The following is a 17,190-nucleotide window of genomic DNA, read 5'->3' on the forward strand; positions in this document are numbered from 1 at the left end:
ATTATGGCCTTTTGAGAATTGAAAGTCTTAAAATTGTAGTTTTCAGGCTCCAGGTGGTCCCTATTTCACAAGCAAAACCATCTATTCCGCAAGAATTATTTTTAAAGTATAAACACTATTTGTCATATACCTCCTTTCGGCAAAACTCATCCACACAATTTGACGTAGAGCTTTTACTTATCCAACTACTGTTTCTAATGGTACTTTTAAAAGCAGCCTTGATTAGTAGAAAGTAGGGAATACAAAAACTATTCAGCAAATAACATAGCGAACAAAAAAGGGTCTGTTCATCAGTTTCCTGATAAGCAGACCCTTTTACTATTCTCAACTGGTTATGTGCCAGCCTCTTCTGAAATTAGTTTGGAGAAACAGGTGAATAATTTGTTCGTCATTTAAACTCTTTTAGTTTATACGGCCGAAACCAACTAAATATTGAGCCCAATAAGCCTGACTGATTGTCGTAACAGAAACACCTGTTGAAGATTGAGAACCAATAAATTGGTTATTTCCAAGATAAATACCAACATGATCAATACTTCCTGTTTGATTAAAGAATACTAAATCTCCAGGTTGTGCTTCAGATTGTGAAATCTTAGATGAAGCTGAGTATTGAGCACTAGCTGTACGAGGAAGACTGATTCCAGCTGCAGCAAATGCGTAGCTAGTAAAACCAGAACAATCAAAGCCTCTAGTAGTCGTTCCACCATAAAGATACGGCGTACCAAGAACTCCATATGCTGCTGTTTTAATTGTTGCCCATGAACCATCTGAAACAGTTGCTGTTTTTGTTAGTGAAACAACTTTTTTAGTTTCAACCGGTTTAGCTACTGTTTTCGTAGTAGAATCCGTTGTTTCAACTGGTGTAGCAACCTCTTCTACAGCAGTAGCAGTTGTTTTAACGAGTGCTAACTCTTCTGCTCCTTTTTCAGCAGCTGCTTTTACAGCCAAAAATTGTTCTTTTTCATTTTCAACAACAGATTTTTCAGCTGCAATTGATGCAACGACAGCTTCTTTTTCTAATTTTTGTTGTTCCATTTCTGTTTTAGATGCTTCTAATTTTGCAGCCAATAATGTTTGTTTTTCTGCATTTGCTTCAGTTTCTTCTTGTTTTGTAACGACAGCTGCTTTATCAGCTGCTTGAGATTCTACTAATTCTTGATTTGCAGAAACAATTTGAGAAACAACATCAACGCGTCCAATAACATCAGCAATTGAATCAGCATTTACAATAAAATCTACATAATTTTGGTTATCTCCATCTACTTGTACAGAACGTGCTTGGTCATTCAATTTTGCTTCACGTTGCTCAATAGCTACCTTCAAGTCAGAAATTTGTACTTCTAGCGCTTGTAAACTAGCTTGTGTGTTTTTCATTTCATCCATCAAAGATTCTGCATTCTTTTCATCATCGGTAATAGTAGCTGTAATAGCCGCTAATTGAGATTCAGCAGAATTTTCTTTATTTTCTAGGTCCGCTATTTTTTCTGTAGATGTTTGGATATCCTTATCAGTACTTGCAAATGCTGTTATAGGTGCAACAAAGGCTGTAAACCCTAATGCTGCAACTAATGCTATGTTAATGAACTTTTTATTCAATTTTGTTTCCCCCGTTTTCCCATTAGTTTTTAGTTTTTGTCTTTAGTTATATTTAGTATGTCTTTAAGAATTTTCTAATTGACATAAATGACCCGATTGCACCAATAATAATCCCGATTGCCAACATTAAGCCTCCAACTTGATATAAGAATGGATTTGGTGTTAATAATCCAAAATACGTACCGGTTAAGAAACCTGTACCGATATCAAAAGCAGCTACATATGCAAAGCTTAAAATAGTTACTGGTATGATTGCGCCAACAAGCCCAATCATTGCTCCTTCAATTAAGAATGGCCATCTAATATACCAATTTGTTGCACCGACTAATTTCATGATTTCAATTTCAGTACGGCGTGAGAAAATAGTGATTCGAATCGTATTTGAAATTAGGAATACAGCTGTTAAAATCAAGGCAACAATAACGACTGCTCCGATATTTCGAACGGTATTCATTGTTTTAAATAAGTTGTCTGCTGTTGCCCCACCATAGTTGACTTGAGTAACATAGTCTAATTCTTCAATTTTCTCCGCAACAAGCGACGTATTTTCTGGAACATCCGCACTTACAATGAAAACATCATATAAAGGATTGTCATCTCCATCAAATAAATTAAATTCATCACCATAGCTACCAACAACTTGTTCCAGTTCATCTTTACGACTTGAAAATTCAACTGAATCTACATTATCTAGCGTTTCTAATTCTGACTGTAGTTCTTGTTGTTGTTCTTCATTAGCGGCTAAATCAATATACACTCTGACGCTCACATCATTTTCAATATCTGTAGCCAGTTTATTAACATTCATCAGCATAGCAATAAATGTTCCTACTAATAAAAGCGTTACTGTTACCGCACTTACTGCTGCAATAGACATCCAGCCATTTCTTTTTAAACTTTTAAAGCTATCAATTACATGTCTCTTTGCTGTTCTAAGCTTCATAACCGTAATCTCCTTCCAATTGGTCTCGGACGATGCGCCCGTTCTCAACCGCAAGAACACGGTGTTTAACAACGTTAACGATTTGACTATTGTGAGTAGCCATAATTACGGTTGTACCTTGATTACTAATCTCTTCTAGAATTTTCATGATTTCCCATGAAGTATCTGGATCAAGATTTCCTGTGGGTTCATCTGCAATTAGAATGTGTGGAGTATTTGCAATTGCTCTTGCTATTGCGATTCTTTGTTGTTCTCCACCCGATAATTCATTAGGAAACATACGCACTTTGTGTTTTAAACCGACTAGTTCGAGAACTTCCAACACTCTTTTTTGAATAGACTTAGGATTTTTTTCGACAACTTCCATGGCATATGCGATATTTTCATATACTGTCAACTTAGGTAGTAATTTAAAATCTTGAAAAACTACTCCTACATAGCGTCTTAAAAATGGAACCTTTTTTTCTTTTATTGTCATTAAATCAAAATCGCCAACTTTGATAGTTCCTTTAGTTGCTTCTTCTTCACGATAAATCATCTTAATAAAAGTTGATTTACCAGCACCACTAGGCCCAACAACATACACAAATTCACCTGGTTCAATACGAACAGACAGACCGTTAATTGCTGTAATGCCATTTGGATATTTCTTATAGACATTTAGCATTTCAATCATTTTTATCACCTAACTTTTATTAGTTTCTAAATCACAATATGAGTAATACTTCGTTTTTTTACGATAGTACACCTTAATGCTTATTCATTATAGCACTATAAATATTTTTATCAGTTGTATTTTCTTTACAAATTCATTTCAATTCGTATTGTTATTGTAACTTAACTGATTTATTTTCTTTTTTCAAAATAATTTACTTTTATTTCCTTTAAAATAAGCAGAAATAAAACAAAAAAAGGTTTCAGACCCCATTTATTCATTTAAAACCACTTTTTTTTGGGATTAATCAGATTTCTTTTGTTACAAATAGAAAAAGCCAAATTCTTGACATTTAAAATAAATATGTCAGAATTTTGACTTTCCTATTTTTTATTCTTCTAAGTCAGAAACTTTACTTCTTAAATAAGCCTGTATAAATGGATCTATTCCACCATCCATAACTTGGGCAATATTTCCTGTTTCATAATTTGTACGATGATCTTTTACCATTGAATACGGATGAAAAACATATGATCTAATCTGAGAACCCCAACCAATTTCTAATTGTTCGCCTCTAATAGCTGCCATTTCTTTTTCTTGTTCATCTACTTCAAGTTGGTATAATTTTGCTTTTAACATACTCATAGCTTGATCTCTATTTTTCAACTGTGAGCGTTGAGCTTGACTTGCAACTACTACACCCGTTGGGAGATGGGTAATTCGAACAGCAGAATCGGTTGTGTTGATATGCTGTCCACCTGCTCCAGTTGCGCGATAGGTATCTACTTTTAAATCATCTGAATTGATTTTAATATCTACACTGTCATCTAATTCTGGTACAACATCAATAGAAACAAACGATGTGTGTCTTCGTCCAGCAGAATCAAAAGGTGAAATTCGTACTAAACGATGAACCCCTTTTTCAGCTTTCAAATATCCATACACATTCAATCCTTTAATAAGCAAAGTTACACTTTTAATACCTGCTTCATCTCCTGATTGATAGTTCAGCGTTTCAATTTTGAAACCTCTTTTTTCAGCCCATCGAGTATACATTCGAAGCAACATACTTCCCCAATCTTGCGATTCAGTTCCACCTGCTCCAGGATGAAGCTCAATAATGGCATTATTTTTATCATACTGATCACTCAATAATAAATCTAATTCATATTTATCTAATTTATCTAAGAAAGGACTGATTTTACTATTCAATTCCTTTACTAGTTCTTCATCACTTTCTTCTTTTACCATTTCTAATAATACTTCTAAATCCTCTTTTTCAGTTACAAGGCTCTGGTATTGATTATATTTTTCTTTCAATTCATTTGCTTCATTAATGATTATTTGAGCTTTTTGGGCGTCATCCCAAAAAGTTGGTTCTGTCATTCTATTATCGTATTCAGCAATGTTTCTTTCTAAAGTCTCTAAGTCAAAGAGACCTCCCGAAACCATTTATTTTTTTATCTGCCGTTTCTAAATAATTTCTAATATCGCTTAATTCCATTATTATTCACTCCAATTCAGAAAGAACACGACTTAATAAACCAATCGTGTTCTTTCTTATGTCTATTTTAGTTGACTGTTAAAAATAATTTTTAATCTAATTTCCCGTGACAATTCTTATATTTTTTACCGCTCCCACATGGGCAAGGATCATTACGTCCTATTTTTGAACTATCCATTTTAACCGGTTTTTTGTGAGCTTCTTTGACAACTTGTCCATCGCCAGTTGAACGTGCAGTGGTTCCTTTTGCAACTTGTTCTCTTTTTAAATTTTGACGAATTTGTGATTTCATTAATAGACGTGTAACTTCATAATCAATGGCACCAATCATTTCTTCAAATAATTTGAAACCTTCTGCTTGATACTCTACTAGCGGATTGCTTTGTCCGTAAGCACGAAGTCCAATTCCTTGACGCAATTGTTCCATTGTATCAATATGATCTGTCCATTTACTATCTACTACACGTAGAATAACTACTTTCTCAAATTCTAAGACTTGTTCTTTCCCGTTTAGCTGTTTCTCTTTTTCAGTATAAATAGCATTTGCTGCATCCAAAAGTACATTTTCAATTTCTTCAATAGTTTTATTTTCTAAATCACTTAGCGCAATATTGTCAGGATGAACTAACGAAGCTTGTGCAAAATCAAGAATTGTTTGCAACTTCCATTCTTCTTGTGTTCCTTGGGTGTTGATTTGAACAATTCGTTCTATTGTTCGTTTGATCATTGGAATAGTGACCTTTTTCAAGGATTCTTCAGCCATAATAACTTCAAGTCTTTGATTATACATGATTTCGCGTTGTTCACGCATGACGTCATCATATTGCAAAACATTTTTACGTGTATCGTAGTTATTTCCTTCAACGCGTTTTTGAGCAGATTCTACTTGACGCGAGATCATTTTACTTTGAATAACGGCATCTTCTTCACTGACCTTCAATCTTTCAAGAACAGCTTGAATGCGTTCTGAACCAAACCTTTTCATCAGCTCATCTTCTAAAGAAAGATAGAATTGAGTGACACCAGGATCTCCTTGACGACCGGAACGTCCACGTAATTGGTTATCAATACGACGTGACTCATGGCGTTCTGTACCAATAACACAAAGTCCGCCTACTTCACGAACACCTGTACCTAATTTGATATCTGTTCCACGTCCAGCCATATTTGTCGCAATAGTAACGCCACCTTTTTGGCCAGCATTTGTAATGATTTCAGCTTCTTTAAAATGGTTTTTAGCATTCAAAACTTGATGAGGTATTTTATTTTCTCTTAATAATCCTGATATTAATTCAGATGTTTCAACAGCCACTGTTCCAACCAAGATTGGTTGACCATTAGCATGACGTTCTCTTATTTCTTCAACAACAGCATTGTATTTACTTTCCAATGTTGGATAAAGCAAATCTGCCTTGTCGTCACGAATCAACGGTTTATTTGTTGGTATTGCAACAACATGAATATTATAAATTTCACGGAATTCTTCTTCTTCTGTTTTTGCAGTACCAGTCATACCTGCTAATTTCTTGTACATACGGAAGTAGTTTTGGAATGTTATGTTCGCCATTGTTTTTGATTCATTTTGTATTTCGACATCTTCTTTTGCTTCAATAGCTTGATGTAAGCCATCTGAATAACGGCGACCTTCCATAATACGACCAGTAAATTGGTCAACGATCATTACTTTGCCGTCTTGGATAACATAATCCACGTCATGATGCATAATAAAATTAGCTCTTAAAGCTTGATCAATATGGTGTGTTAAAGCTTGGTTTTCTACGTCATATAAATTATCGATTCTAAATGTTTTTTCAGCTTTTTCAATTCCTTTTTCTGTTAAAGCAATCGTTTTAGAAGAGACATCAATTGTAAAATCTTCTTCTTCTTTCAATCCTTTTACAAAGAAATCTGTCCGATTATAAAAAGCGGTCGATTTTGCTGCTTGACCTGAAATAATTAAAGGTGTTCTAGCTTCATCAATTAGAATAGAATCGACTTCATCGACAATAGCATAATTTAATGGTTTTTGTACCATCTGTTCTTTGTAGACAACCATATTATCTCTAAGGTAATCAAACCCTAATTCATTATTTGTACTATACATAACATCTGCTAAATAAGCTTCACGTTTTTCTTCTGAAGATTTTGAATTTAAGTTTAAGCCTACTGTTAAGCCTAACCATTCATACAATTCTCCCATTTCAGTAGCGTCACGGCTAGATAGATACTCATTCACCGTTACGACATGTACGCCTTCTCCGGTTAATGCATTTAAATATACCGGCATTGTAGCAGTTAGGGTTTTCCCTTCACCCGTTTTCATTTCAGGAATATTTCCACGATGAAGAGTAACACCACCCATTAATTGCACATGGTATGGGTACAACCCTAATACACGTTTAGCAGCTTCTCTTACAACCGCAAAAGCTTCTGGCAATAAGGCATCTAGTGTTTCACCATCTAGGTATCTCTTCTTAAATTCGGGTGTTTTAGCTTTTAATCCATCATCAGATAGCTTAGCCATTCCATCCGCAAACTCTTCAACTTGCATAGCAATTTTGCTTAAGTTTTTTAATTCTTTTTTATCATTTTCGATTAAATTACGTAAAAAATTCGCCATCAGTCTTTCTCCCCTATATCTTTATCGATATTTTTGTTTAGTTTCTTTCAAAAAAAAGTTGACTTCAGCTTAGCATTTGCACTATTTCATTTTCTGACAAAAGTCTCTATTCTTATTGATTCTATCATTACTGATTCACAATTGAAACCTTTTTATCTACAATGATGATAGCTTATTAAGATGCTTTTTAGTAAAATTTGAAAAATAAAAAAACTTCAAAGCAAGAATGAAGTATCTCTTGCTTTGAAGTTTTTCAATTTTTCAGTATGTTATGTTATTCTGTTTCGATCAATCCATATTTTCCGTCTTTACGACGATAAACAATACTAGTACCATTTGTATCAGCATCTTCAAAAATGAAGAAATTATGACCTAACATATCCATTTGTAGAACCGCTTCTTCACTATCCATAGGTTTCAATGACAGGCGCTTCGTTCTAACAATGTTCATTTCATCTTCCATTGATTCTTGATCTTCACCTGGTAAAATAGGAGGAACAACAATATGAGATCCTCTATTTTTACGGTTTATTTTAGTTTTATATTTACGCATTTGTCGTTCAAGTTTATCTGTTACTAAATCCACACTTCCATATAAGTCAGGTGAGGTTTCTTCCGCACGTAAAACTAAATAAGGTAATGGAATCGTTACCTCAACTTTAGCAGTTTTATCAGAATACGTTTTTAAATTAACGTGGGCTGTTGCTTCAGGTACATCATTAAAATATTTCTCAACTTTCCCCACTTTTTTTTCAACATAACTACGAATCGCTGCAGTTACCTCAATATTTTCGCCACGGACATTATATTTAAACATAAACACTCTCCCCTTTCATCTGATCATATATCAGAATAAGCATCATCAATTGGACCACTCAAATGATGATCTGCTTAGATTAATTATATATCAACCCACAAAGATTGCAAATAAAATCGATTACATTTAAACAATCTTTAACGAGAAATTGAAAACGTTTCAATACTTTGTGCTCCATTTTCCAATAAACAGTCTGCAGCATGAAAAAAAGTCCGACCAGTTGTGTAAATGTCATCCACTAAAATAATAGCTTTCCCTTTTATGTTATCTTGGAAAACTTCATTTAATTTAAACGGTTGAGGAGTAAGCATCCTCATTTTTCGATCCTTACTGGATTGTTTCTCTCCTATACCACAGTGAATTAAAGCAGGCGTATACTTTATTCCTGCAAATTTTAATAAACCTTCCACTTGATTGAAGCCTCTTGATTGTTTACTCCTATAACTTATTGGTATCGGAATAATTAGTTTGTTTTGCTTGTAGAAGAAGGCTTGGATCTCCTTTTTATACAATTCGCCAAGTCGGTAATCCCCAGCATACTTGTAGGCCTCTATCCATTCTTTTATAAATTCATTGTATTGATAAAGTGCGGTATGTTTGAATAGATAGTTTGGGTACTCTGCTTTCCATTTTTGACAGTCTAAACAGAGTCCTTTTTCGACCCAATAGCGACTACAGCCTAAACAAACTGCATTATCTAGTAATGAAACTAATTTTTCAGAACACGCATCACATCTAACTGCGGGGTCAATTTTAGTGAAAGAAATTAATGCTCCTAATTTGATCACTTCATTTTGTTTTTTTCCACACCATAAACATTTCATTAGTTTATCAACAGTCCTCTCTTACGAGCTAAACGGTTCATTTTTTTAATCTGACCGATGGCATTTTTCAAAGCTTTCGTTTGACCATAATGGAGAAACAACACTTCTCCAGTTGGAAAATCACGATGTCGACCAGCTCGACCGGCAATTTGAATCAATGCGGCTTCTGTAAATGTTTGATCTTCGGCACCTAAAACAATGACATCTATATCTTGAAAAGTTACCCCTCTTTCCAGAATTGTCGTTGTCAAAATAAACTGGTAAACCCCATCACGCATATTTTGTACTTTTTCTTTGCGATTTTCATCTTCTGAAGAGACACTTGTAAATAAGTATTGCGGAAAAATCATCTCAAGATAATTGGATAATTCAAGCATTAATTCAATATTGGGTACAAATAAAAGGAAACGGCGATGGGTTTGCAGTAAACGTTCGATTTCCTTGTAGATAACAGCTTTTTTTTGCCGCTTAACAATTGCTTTACGCCAATCTCCTGCCCATATCGCTTTTGGTTCCGGCAAAGCATATCCATGATAGCGTGCAGGTAGGATAGAAGCAGATAGTTTCTTTTGTTCAATATCCCGTCTCATCTGTTTATTTGGAGTGGCGGATAAGTAAATAATTGTTCCGGTAGACTTTTTAGCTTTTTGCGCTGCAAATTGAAGGCCTTTATCTGTATCAAAAGGAAAAGCATCAATTTCATCAATGATCAAAACGTCAAAAGCTTCTCTAAACCGCATCAATTGATGAGTCGTTGCGATGACTAACTGTGTGTATCTGTAGGATTCTTCCATATCGCCATAAAGAGTGAGTTGTTCAACATTTTGAAAGGCACTTTTCAGACGAGGAGCCAATTCTAGGCACACATCTGTACGAGGTGAAGCAATGCAAACTCTTCTCCCTCCTCTTATTGCCCACTCGATCCCTTTAAAAAGCATTTCTGTTTTCCCAGCACCAGCTACGGCCCAAATTAATCTTGTTTGACTTGCCTTTATCGTTGATTCAATTTCTTTAGAAGCAAATGCTTGTTGTATGGATAATTGACCTTGCCAAGTTAATATGGGCTCTTTTATAGGAAAAAACTGGTTTTTTTCCGGAAGATAGTAAAGTAGACTGCATTTTTTGATTTTACCCATTTGAAGGCAGCGAATACAATAAAAACAATTTTCGCCACAGTTACAAGGATTTAATTGTCGATCTTGCAATCGTTTAGACCCACAGCGACGACAGATAGCCTGTTTGTCTATTTCAATAAAGCCTGTTGAAATCATTCCTTCCCATTTTTCAGGTAAGACTTCATCTAACTCATTTTGCAATAACTCTCTTCCCATCAAAAAATTATTCATGTTCAATCACCTCTCTTTATTAAAGTACGCACAAAAAAAGAAGTTGAGAAAAAAATCTCAACTTCCAATATATATATAAATAATATAATTGCTTTAACCCTTTGTCTGATCTTTTACCCAAGTCATTCCTAAGGCGCCTTCACCTAAATGCGTTCCTATAACAGGGCCGAAATAACTAATTTCATAACGAATAGATGGGTAACATTGTTTTAATTTTTTTATCCATTCTAAGGCTTCTTGTTCAGCATTAGCATGAATAATTGTCGATACGATTGGATAACCTTTTTCAACATCTTCTCCTAATAATTGTTCAATTCTTTTAAGTGCTTTTTTCTTTGTTCTTATTTTTTCAAAAATAGTAATCTTTTTATCTTCAAAATGTAAGATTGGTTTTATTTTTAATAAAGAGCCAATAATTGCTGACCCGTTAGAAAGACGTCCTCCGCGAACCAAATGATGCAAATCATTTACCACAAAATAAGCCTGTAGTGTCATTTGCATCTTTTCAAACGTATGAAAAATTTCTTCAACGGTAAACCCTTCATTTGCCATTCTTGCTGCTTCCAATACAAAGTAACCTTGTGCTGAGCAACTGATTCCTGAATCGTAAGGGTAAATTTCCAACTTTTTATACACCGGTCCTAAACTTGCGATTGAATCGTAGGTTCCGCTAAGTGCACTTGACAAATGTACGCTTATAACAGCGTCATATTTTTTTGAAAGTTCATTAAACAAATCAATAGCTTGACCAATAGCTGGTTGCGAACTTGTCGGTAAAGAATCCATCATCTTAACTCTTTCAAAAAAGTCATCATTAGTTATATTTGTTTCCTCTATAGCATCATTTCCCATAATCACTGATAATGGTAATTTGTAAATAGAATACAGCTCACATTGTTGATCTGTTAAATAAGCGGTACTATCTGTTACCACTGCGATTCTCAAGCTATCACCTCACTATTGTATTTGTCTATTTTATAACCTAGCATTCAAACTAAAAGTATAGCATACTTCTTTTACTGTTCAACCTCCTTATTTGCTCTCCTTGTATTCTATAATTTCTATAGCTAGTCTTGTTGAATACTCTTACTAAGAGTACACTACCTAGATAGAGCAATTCATTCAGGTTAACGAAAGGACTATTTATGTTAAATCATTACTACACTATTAAACAAGATGGGCAATTTGAATTAGAAATAAAAAAATCTCGTTTTATTTGCCATTTAAAACGTGTAACGAGTGAAATAGAAGCTCAAAATTTTATTCAAGTTATTAAAAAAGAACATGGTAAAGCCAACCATAATTGTGTCGCATATTTGATTGGTGACCATGATGAAATTCAACGCGCTTATGATGACGGAGAACCATCCGGCACAGCTGGCGTTCCTATGTTAGAAGTTTTGAAAAAAAGACAGTTGAAAAATGTTGTTGCAGTGGTTACACGTTATTTTGGTGGCACTAAGCTTGGAGCTGGTGGATTAATACGTGCTTACGGAAAAACAGTCAGTCAAGGATTAAATGATTGTGGCATTGTCGAGAGAAGATTGCATACTCAAATCAGCGTTGTTGTTGCTTATCCAGCTTCAGGAAAATTAGAGAATTCTCTCCGTGAAGCGAACTATCTGATTAAAGACATTCTTTATTCGGATGTTGTCTCTTTTGTCTGTCTAATTGATCAAGTTCAGTTAAATCAATTTCAAACAACGATTATTGAGTGGCTTAATGGACAAGTAAGTTTTAAAATAGGGAAAGACGCTTATTGTGACAAAGATATTTCGAATTAAATATTAAGAAATCGTTACTTTCTTCAAATAAACTTTCTACTTATTTTTATTCATGATAAAATAAACAAGATAATTCAGGCTACGGGTTTCACGTACAAGTCTCTACTTGGATGCCTAAAAAGCAAAATGATTTTTGAAGGAGAATAAGCTTGAAGAAACAGTCTAATACTAGTAGAAGTATGTCCTATGTTAATAAACGAAAAAAACGAAAAAATATTATTATTTTAAGTATATTGATTCCAATTATGATTATTATTTTAGGTGTAGCCGTTTATGCAGCTATTCTTTACGCCACCGCTCAAAAAACGATTGATGATTCTTATTATGAACTAAATCGTGAGAAAGAGGTTACAGTAGATCCAATTAAAGAAACGACCTCTATTTTGATTATGGGTATTGATGATACCGAAGATAGACAACTTGGGAGTTCTAGAACAGACTCGCTTATCTACCTTACTATCGACCCTAATAGCCATGAAGTGAATATGGTCAGTATTCCTAGAGATACGTATACTCCAATCATGTATCAAGAGGAATCTTTAGGAGAAGATAAAATCAATTCCGCTTATAGTGAAGGTCAAGAGCAAGCAACGATCGAGACCGTTGAGGAATTGCTTGATGTTCCCATTCATTATTATGTAACATTTAATTTTGATGCCTTTTTGAAAATCATAGATGCTTTAGGTGGAATAGAAATGGATGTTCCAATAACTTTTTCAGAACAAAACTCTGATGGTAAGTTGAATCAAATCACTTTAGAAGAAGGTTATCAGACTTTAAATGGTGAAGAGGCTTTAGCCTTGGCTCGTACAAGAAAAATTGATAATGACGTTATGCGTGGAGAAAGACAACAATTGTTGATCCAAGCAATTGTGGAAAAAGCCCTTAGTGTCGGTTCAATCACTAAATACACGAATGTCATTGAAGCCGTTGGGTCAAACATGCGTACCGATTTAACGTTTAATGAAATGTTGGGAATCGCTCAAACTGGATTAGAGAGTTCATATGAATTCAACTCTTATACTTTTGAATGGACAGATTTCACATTATATGGAGCAAGCATGGTTGAACTTTATCCAGATAGCGTTGATTTTGTTAGTCATCGTTTCAGAGTAGCTCTAGGATTAGATTCTTTAGATGAGCGAGATGCTGAAGGGTATGAATTTGAAACAAACGGTATAACAAATTACGCTTACTAACGGAATTTACATTTCTAAGTCTTACACAAGTTGATAAATACAAAATGGGTACAAAGACTTATTCGTCTTTGTACCCATTTTGTATTTATCGTTTTCTGTTTAATTTACTAGCAAAACGTTTTAGTCTTGTTAATAAGGGTCTTCTTTCTTCACTCACTAAGCCGATTAATTCCATAAACAATTCTAGACCAAGCAACAATCCAATGGTTAACATAATGGAGCCTATCAAGCTTGATAGTGGATACATCAATGCAATTAGTGAGAACATAGCGGCAATACTATAAATAGCAAGTACCGTCTGTCTATGGGTTAAACCTAATGTCATCAAGCGGTGATGCAAATGCATTTTATCCGCACTAGAAATGGGTTTTCGATTTAAACGTCTCCGTAATATCGCTGCAATCGTATCAGTGATCGGTATGCCTAGTATGACGACCGGTATAATAACTGTAATCAAGGTAGCATTTTTCAACCCTTGCAGTGACATGACAGAAATCATAAATCCTAAAAATAACGCACCTGTGTCTCCTAAAAAAATACGAGCTGGGAAAAAATTATAGGGTAGAAACCCGGTAGCTGCAGCAACTAATGTGAATATCATTATGGGAACAGCAACATCATCAATTGTTAAAAAGAAAAACCCAATAATACCCATGGTTGTTAAAGCAATCATTGAAACGCCAGTTGCCAAACCATCTAAACCGTCAATAAGATTAACAGCGTTTGTAATAGCTAATATCCATAACAAGGTTATTGGCAGGCTAAATATGCCTAAATGTATTTCTCCAATCAAAGGTAATGTAACAAGATCCATTTGAATATCCGCGACATAATAAATGATAAGAGCAGCTATAGTAATGCCCAACAATTTCATTTTTGGCGTTATTTCGATTAGATCATCTACCATCCCCGTAATAATGATGACAGTAGAAGCAATAAACAGGGGCAGAACTTGTTCAAAAGGGATTGTTTGCATAAAAAATAGTGAAAAATAAAAAGACAAATAGATTGCTAATCCACCTAATGTTGGCATGGGCTTTATATTTACTCGCCTTTCACCAGGTTTGTCTATGGCATTTACTTTTAATGCTAATTTTTTTATTAGCGGCGTTAGGATAAGGCTGAGGAGAACTGTTAATAAACAGACTACTAAAACTTGAAACATATCATACATAAAAGAGAAACCTACTTTCAAAGCCATTCTTTCTTTCATTATACAAATATAATTACTAAAATACAATTGCAATTTGGCTTTGGCTTTTATACTAAGGAAATAAAAAAATTACGCTAACTGTTGCTTAGCGTAAATTTTTTTCTAAATAAAATTCAAATCGCTCACCTACGTATTGAGTACGAACATACTCAAAAGGCAGTTTTTCTTTTGAATAACTGATTTGCTTTAATTGAAGAATAGATTCACCGCGTTTTATCGATAAATATTCAGCGATTTTCTCAGAAGCACACATAGCAGAAACCGTTTGTTCAGCTCGCTTAACGGTAATTCCTTGTTCAGCTTCCAATACTTTGTAAAGCGATTTGGTTATTTCTTGTTTTCCTAATGATTCTACAAGATGGTACGGAATCGTTGCAACTTCAAAACAAATAGGCACATCATCAGCATAACGAATCCTTTCCATTCTTAAAACCATTTCTTCAGTATTTAATTTTAAATTCTCAGCTTCACTGACACTAGCTGGCTTTACATGATAAGAAATTGTTTTACTTGTTGGTTTGCGTCCTTGTGAGATCATGATATCTGTAAAACTTTGGATTCCCGCCATTTTTTCTTGCACCTTTTTATTAGATACATAAGTGCCAGAACCTACTTTTCGTTCTAAGATTCCTTCATCCACAAGCGTTTGTACAGCTTGTCTCAGAGTCATTCGGCTGACACTAAACTGGATAGCTAGATCTCTTTCAGAAGGAATGCGTTCTCCTATTTTCCAAACTTCTTGTTCTATCATTTTTCGTATTTGATTATGGATTTGAATATAAATTGGTGTCGCCTTACCCATGATTTTGCTCCTATCGTTTAATTAATTTAGCTGCCGCCTCATCTACGATTATAATTACATTTTCATGCTTTTGCAAGATGCTTGCAGGAACTTCTTGCGTTATAGGTCCTTCAATAGCTTTTTTTATTGCTTCTGCTTTTGTTTCGCCATAGGCCATTAAAATGATTTTTTCAGATTTCATAATTGATTTGATTCCCATTGAGTAAGCTAAACGCGGAACATCTTCAGCATGATCAAAAAAGCGTTTATTCGCTTCAATGGTAGATGGCAATAATTCTACTTTATGAGTGGTAAGATCAAATGACGTTCCAGGTTCATTAAACCCAATATGTGCATTGCTTCCAATACCTAAAATTTGAATATCAATTGGGTGTTTTTCAATAATTTGATCATACCGTTCACACTCTTGTTCTGCATCTTTAGCTTTTCCATTAGGCACAAATGTTTCTTTAAATGGTTTTTTTGAAAATAATTGTTCTTCCATAAAATAACGGTAACTTTGAGGATCTGTTGGAGCAAGTCCAACATACTCATCTAAATTAAGAGCTGTCATATCTGAAAAATCTACGTCACTTTTGATCATTTCATGATACAAAGAAATCGGTGTACTTCCTGTAGCTAATCCTAATACTTTTGCTCCTTGATCCATTCCTGCTTTAATAAGTTCGAATGCTTTTTTTCCGCCTTCGATAGTGTCTTTTACAATAATTATTTCCATTTTAATTTCCACCTTTTCAATTCACTTTTTTAATAAACCATTTTTCCAAAACTAAATGTATGCTCGATATCAAAATCATTGTTCATCAAAATTAAATCAGCATCCTTACCCACTTTTAGACTGCCTTTTTTAGCCAAGCCGAATTCTCTTGCTTGATTACCAGAAGTCATTTTAACAGCATCTTCAATACTGCATCCTGTAAATGCCATAATATTCTTGAATGCGTCATTAAATTTCAATACGCTCCCTGCTAATGTACCATCTTCTAATCTTGCTTGATTATTTTTTACAAGAACCTTTTGCCCGCCTAATTCGCTTTCTCCATCAGGTAAACCTTTAGCACGCATTGAATCAGTGATTACTTCGATTCTGTCTGGTCCCTTAACTTTATATGCAAGGTTAACCATATCAGGATGAATATGGTACCCATCGACAATCATCTCAGTATAAATAGTATCTTCTAAGAAAGCATGACCGGTTACTCCAGGTTCACGGTGATGCAACCCTCTTTGCGCATTATATAGATGTGTAATATGTGAAGCTTTAGAGTCCATCAACTGAGCTCTTGTAGCATTACTGTGACCGATTGAAAGGATAATATCATGATTGACACAATAGTCTTCAAATGCAGACGCATCACTTGTTTCAGAAGCATAAGTCACTAAACGAATCCGATTTCCACTTAATTTATTCCATTTTTCCATTTGTTTTGCATCCGGTACACGGATAAATTCTTCAGGTTGAGCTCCTTTAAAAGCCTTCGATACAAAAGGACCTTCTAAATGAATTCCTTGAATCACTGGATTTTTAGTTGCAGCTTCATTAATTGCCATAAGTGCTTTATCAATGGCTTCATAAGACTGTGTCATTGTTGTAGCAAAGTAAGAAGTTATGCCTTCTTTATGCATTTTCCCAATCATTTGGTTGATTTCTTCAGCATTGCCGTCCATATTGTCATAACTATACCCGCCATGACTGTGAACATCAATAAAGCCAGGTAAAATAATTTTTCCAGCAGCGTCTTGTTCTTGATCAAATGTTTTTTTCTTATAATCATTCATTTTTCCTACAGCTAAAATTTCATCAGAAAAACGAATAAAAGCATTTTCAATTTTTTCTTCTCCTGTATAGACTGTTACATTTGTTAGTACATTAGCCATTTTTTTATC

General features: G+C 34.4%; 14 protein-coding genes and 2 pseudogenes. 2 read left to right on the forward strand and 14 right to left on the reverse strand.

Annotation, left to right across the window (positions count from 1 at the left end; genetic code table 11):
• Nucleotides 1-402: 402 nt before the first annotated feature.
• From BP17_RS11305 to BP17_RS11345, 10 genes and pseudogenes are all read right to left on the reverse strand, one after another.
• The gene (locus BP17_RS11305; RefSeq protein ID WP_035054465.1) at nucleotides 403-1,596 is read right to left on the reverse strand and encodes a C40 family peptidase; all 1,194 of its coding nucleotides are present in this window, start codon (nucleotides 1,594-1,596) and stop codon (nucleotides 403-405) included.
• Between the two features lie 52 nt (nucleotides 1,597-1,648).
• Complete coding sequence (gene ftsX / locus BP17_RS11310) at nucleotides 1,649-2,539, reverse strand: permease-like cell division protein FtsX (protein WP_035054468.1); 891 nt, start codon at nucleotides 2,537-2,539, stop codon at nucleotides 1,649-1,651.
• Complete coding sequence (ftsE, locus tag BP17_RS11315) at nucleotides 2,529-3,215, reverse strand: cell division ATP-binding protein FtsE (protein ID WP_035054470.1); 687 nt, start codon at nucleotides 3,213-3,215, stop codon at nucleotides 2,529-2,531. The genes ftsX and ftsE overlap by 11 nt, the downstream gene beginning before the upstream one ends.
• A gap of 369 nt (nucleotides 3,216-3,584) precedes the next feature.
• Nucleotides 3,585-4,698 (reverse strand): peptide chain release factor 2 gene (gene prfB / locus BP17_RS11320; protein WP_156956033.1). Its coding sequence is split into 2 segments (ribosomal slippage): nucleotides 3,585-4,625 and nucleotides 4,627-4,698, totalling 1,113 coding nucleotides; the frame shifts between segments, so codons are not numbered across the junction.
• A gap of 91 nt (nucleotides 4,699-4,789) precedes the next feature.
• Nucleotides 4,790-4,864: pseudogene (locus BP17_RS13855) on the reverse strand (SEC-C metal-binding domain-containing protein); the annotation flags it as partial.
• A gap of 71 nt (nucleotides 4,865-4,935) precedes the next feature.
• Nucleotides 4,936-7,318, reverse strand: a pseudogene (secA, locus tag BP17_RS11325) (preprotein translocase subunit SecA); the annotation flags it as partial.
• Between the two features lie 274 nt (nucleotides 7,319-7,592).
• Nucleotides 7,593-8,135 carry a ribosome hibernation-promoting factor, HPF/YfiA family gene (hpf, locus tag BP17_RS11330; protein ID WP_035054474.1) on the reverse strand — a complete coding sequence of 181 codons (543 nt, stop codon included), beginning with the start codon at nucleotides 8,133-8,135 and terminating at the stop codon, nucleotides 7,593-7,595.
• A 137-nt stretch (nucleotides 8,136-8,272) separates the two neighbouring features.
• Nucleotides 8,273-8,959 carry a ComF family protein gene (locus BP17_RS11335; RefSeq protein ID WP_035054476.1) on the reverse strand — a complete coding sequence of 229 codons (687 nt, stop codon included), beginning with the start codon at nucleotides 8,957-8,959 and terminating at the stop codon, nucleotides 8,273-8,275.
• Nucleotides 8,959-10,305 (reverse strand): DEAD/DEAH box helicase, encoded by a 1,347-nt coding sequence (locus BP17_RS11340; protein ID WP_035054479.1) that lies wholly within the window; start codon nucleotides 10,303-10,305, stop codon nucleotides 8,959-8,961. Before BP17_RS11340 ends, BP17_RS11335 begins: the two co-directional genes overlap by 1 nt.
• 93 nt (nucleotides 10,306-10,398) lie before the next feature.
• Nucleotides 10,399-11,250 carry a DegV family protein gene (locus BP17_RS11345; protein WP_035054481.1) on the reverse strand — a complete coding sequence of 284 codons (852 nt, stop codon included), beginning with the start codon at nucleotides 11,248-11,250 and terminating at the stop codon, nucleotides 10,399-10,401.
• Between the two features lie 200 nt (nucleotides 11,251-11,450).
• On the opposite strand from BP17_RS11345, the gene BP17_RS11350 reads away from it, so the two are divergent.
• On the forward strand, nucleotides 11,451-12,089 hold the full coding sequence (locus BP17_RS11350; RefSeq protein WP_035054483.1) for a YigZ family protein: 639 nt from the start codon (nucleotides 11,451-11,453) through the stop codon (nucleotides 12,087-12,089).
• A gap of 149 nt (nucleotides 12,090-12,238) precedes the next feature.
• Nucleotides 12,239-13,288 carry an LCP family protein gene (locus BP17_RS11355; RefSeq protein WP_035054485.1) on the forward strand — a complete coding sequence of 350 codons (1,050 nt, stop codon included), beginning with the start codon at nucleotides 12,239-12,241 and terminating at the stop codon, nucleotides 13,286-13,288.
• Nucleotides 13,289-13,373: 85 nt separating this feature from the next.
• Here the strand turns inward: BP17_RS11355 and BP17_RS11360 are convergent, their stop codons facing one another.
• The 4 genes from BP17_RS11360 to nagA all read right to left on the reverse strand — a co-directional run bounded on the left by BP17_RS11360 (nucleotide 13,374) and on the right by nagA (nucleotide 17,181).
• Nucleotides 13,374-14,453 carry an undecaprenyl-phosphate alpha-N-acetylglucosaminyl 1-phosphate transferase gene (locus BP17_RS11360; RefSeq protein WP_035055480.1) on the reverse strand — a complete coding sequence of 360 codons (1,080 nt, stop codon included), beginning with the start codon at nucleotides 14,451-14,453 and terminating at the stop codon, nucleotides 13,374-13,376.
• A 133-nt stretch (nucleotides 14,454-14,586) separates the two neighbouring features.
• On the reverse strand, nucleotides 14,587-15,303 hold the full coding sequence (locus tag BP17_RS11365; RefSeq protein ID WP_035054487.1) for a GntR family transcriptional regulator: 717 nt from the start codon (nucleotides 15,301-15,303) through the stop codon (nucleotides 14,587-14,589).
• Nucleotides 15,304-15,313: 10 nt separating this feature from the next.
• Nucleotides 15,314-16,021 carry a glucosamine-6-phosphate deaminase gene (nagB, locus tag BP17_RS11370; protein ID WP_035054490.1) on the reverse strand — a complete coding sequence of 236 codons (708 nt, stop codon included), beginning with the start codon at nucleotides 16,019-16,021 and terminating at the stop codon, nucleotides 15,314-15,316.
• A gap of 29 nt (nucleotides 16,022-16,050) precedes the next feature.
• On the reverse strand, nucleotides 16,051-17,181 hold the full coding sequence (gene nagA, locus BP17_RS11375) for an N-acetylglucosamine-6-phosphate deacetylase (RefSeq protein ID WP_035054492.1): 1,131 nt from the start codon (nucleotides 17,179-17,181) through the stop codon (nucleotides 16,051-16,053).
• Nucleotides 17,182-17,190 lie beyond the last annotated feature (9 nt).

The organism is Carnobacterium pleistocenium FTR1 (genome assembly GCF_000744285.1).
GTDB lineage: Bacteria > Bacillota > Bacilli > Lactobacillales > Carnobacteriaceae > Carnobacterium_B > Carnobacterium_B pleistocenium.

What these genes read in the sequence shown, in the direction of transcription:
- ftsX (WP_035054468.1), bottom strand. Translation starts at nt 2,539, where the DNA reads ATGAAGCTTAGAACAGCAAAGAGACATGTAATTGATAGCTTTAAAAGT.
- ftsE (WP_035054470.1), bottom strand. Translation starts at nt 3,215, where the DNA reads ATGATTGAAATGCTAAATGTCTATAAGAAATATCCAAATGGCATTACA.
- hpf (WP_035054474.1), bottom strand. Translation starts at nt 8,135, where the DNA reads ATGTTTAAATATAATGTCCGTGGCGAAAATATTGAGGTAACTGCAGCG.
- BP17_RS11335 (WP_035054476.1), bottom strand. Translation starts at nt 8,959, where the DNA reads ATGAAATGTTTATGGTGTGGAAAAAAACAAAATGAAGTGATCAAATTA.
- BP17_RS11340 (WP_035054479.1), bottom strand. Translation starts at nt 10,305, where the DNA reads ATGAATAATTTTTTGATGGGAAGAGAGTTATTGCAAAATGAGTTAGAT.
- BP17_RS11350 (WP_035054483.1), top strand. Translation starts at nt 11,451, where the DNA reads ATGTTAAATCATTACTACACTATTAAACAAGATGGGCAATTTGAATTA.
- BP17_RS11360 (WP_035055480.1), bottom strand. Translation starts at nt 14,453, where the DNA reads ATGTTTCAAGTTTTAGTAGTCTGTTTATTAACAGTTCTCCTCAGCCTT.
- BP17_RS11365 (WP_035054487.1), bottom strand. Translation starts at nt 15,303, where the DNA reads ATGGGTAAGGCGACACCAATTTATATTCAAATCCATAATCAAATACGA.
- nagB (WP_035054490.1), bottom strand. Translation starts at nt 16,021, where the DNA reads ATGGAAATAATTATTGTAAAAGACACTATCGAAGGCGGAAAAAAAGCA.
- nagA (WP_035054492.1), bottom strand. Translation starts at nt 17,181, where the DNA reads ATGGCTAATGTACTAACAAATGTAACAGTCTATACAGGAGAAGAAAAA.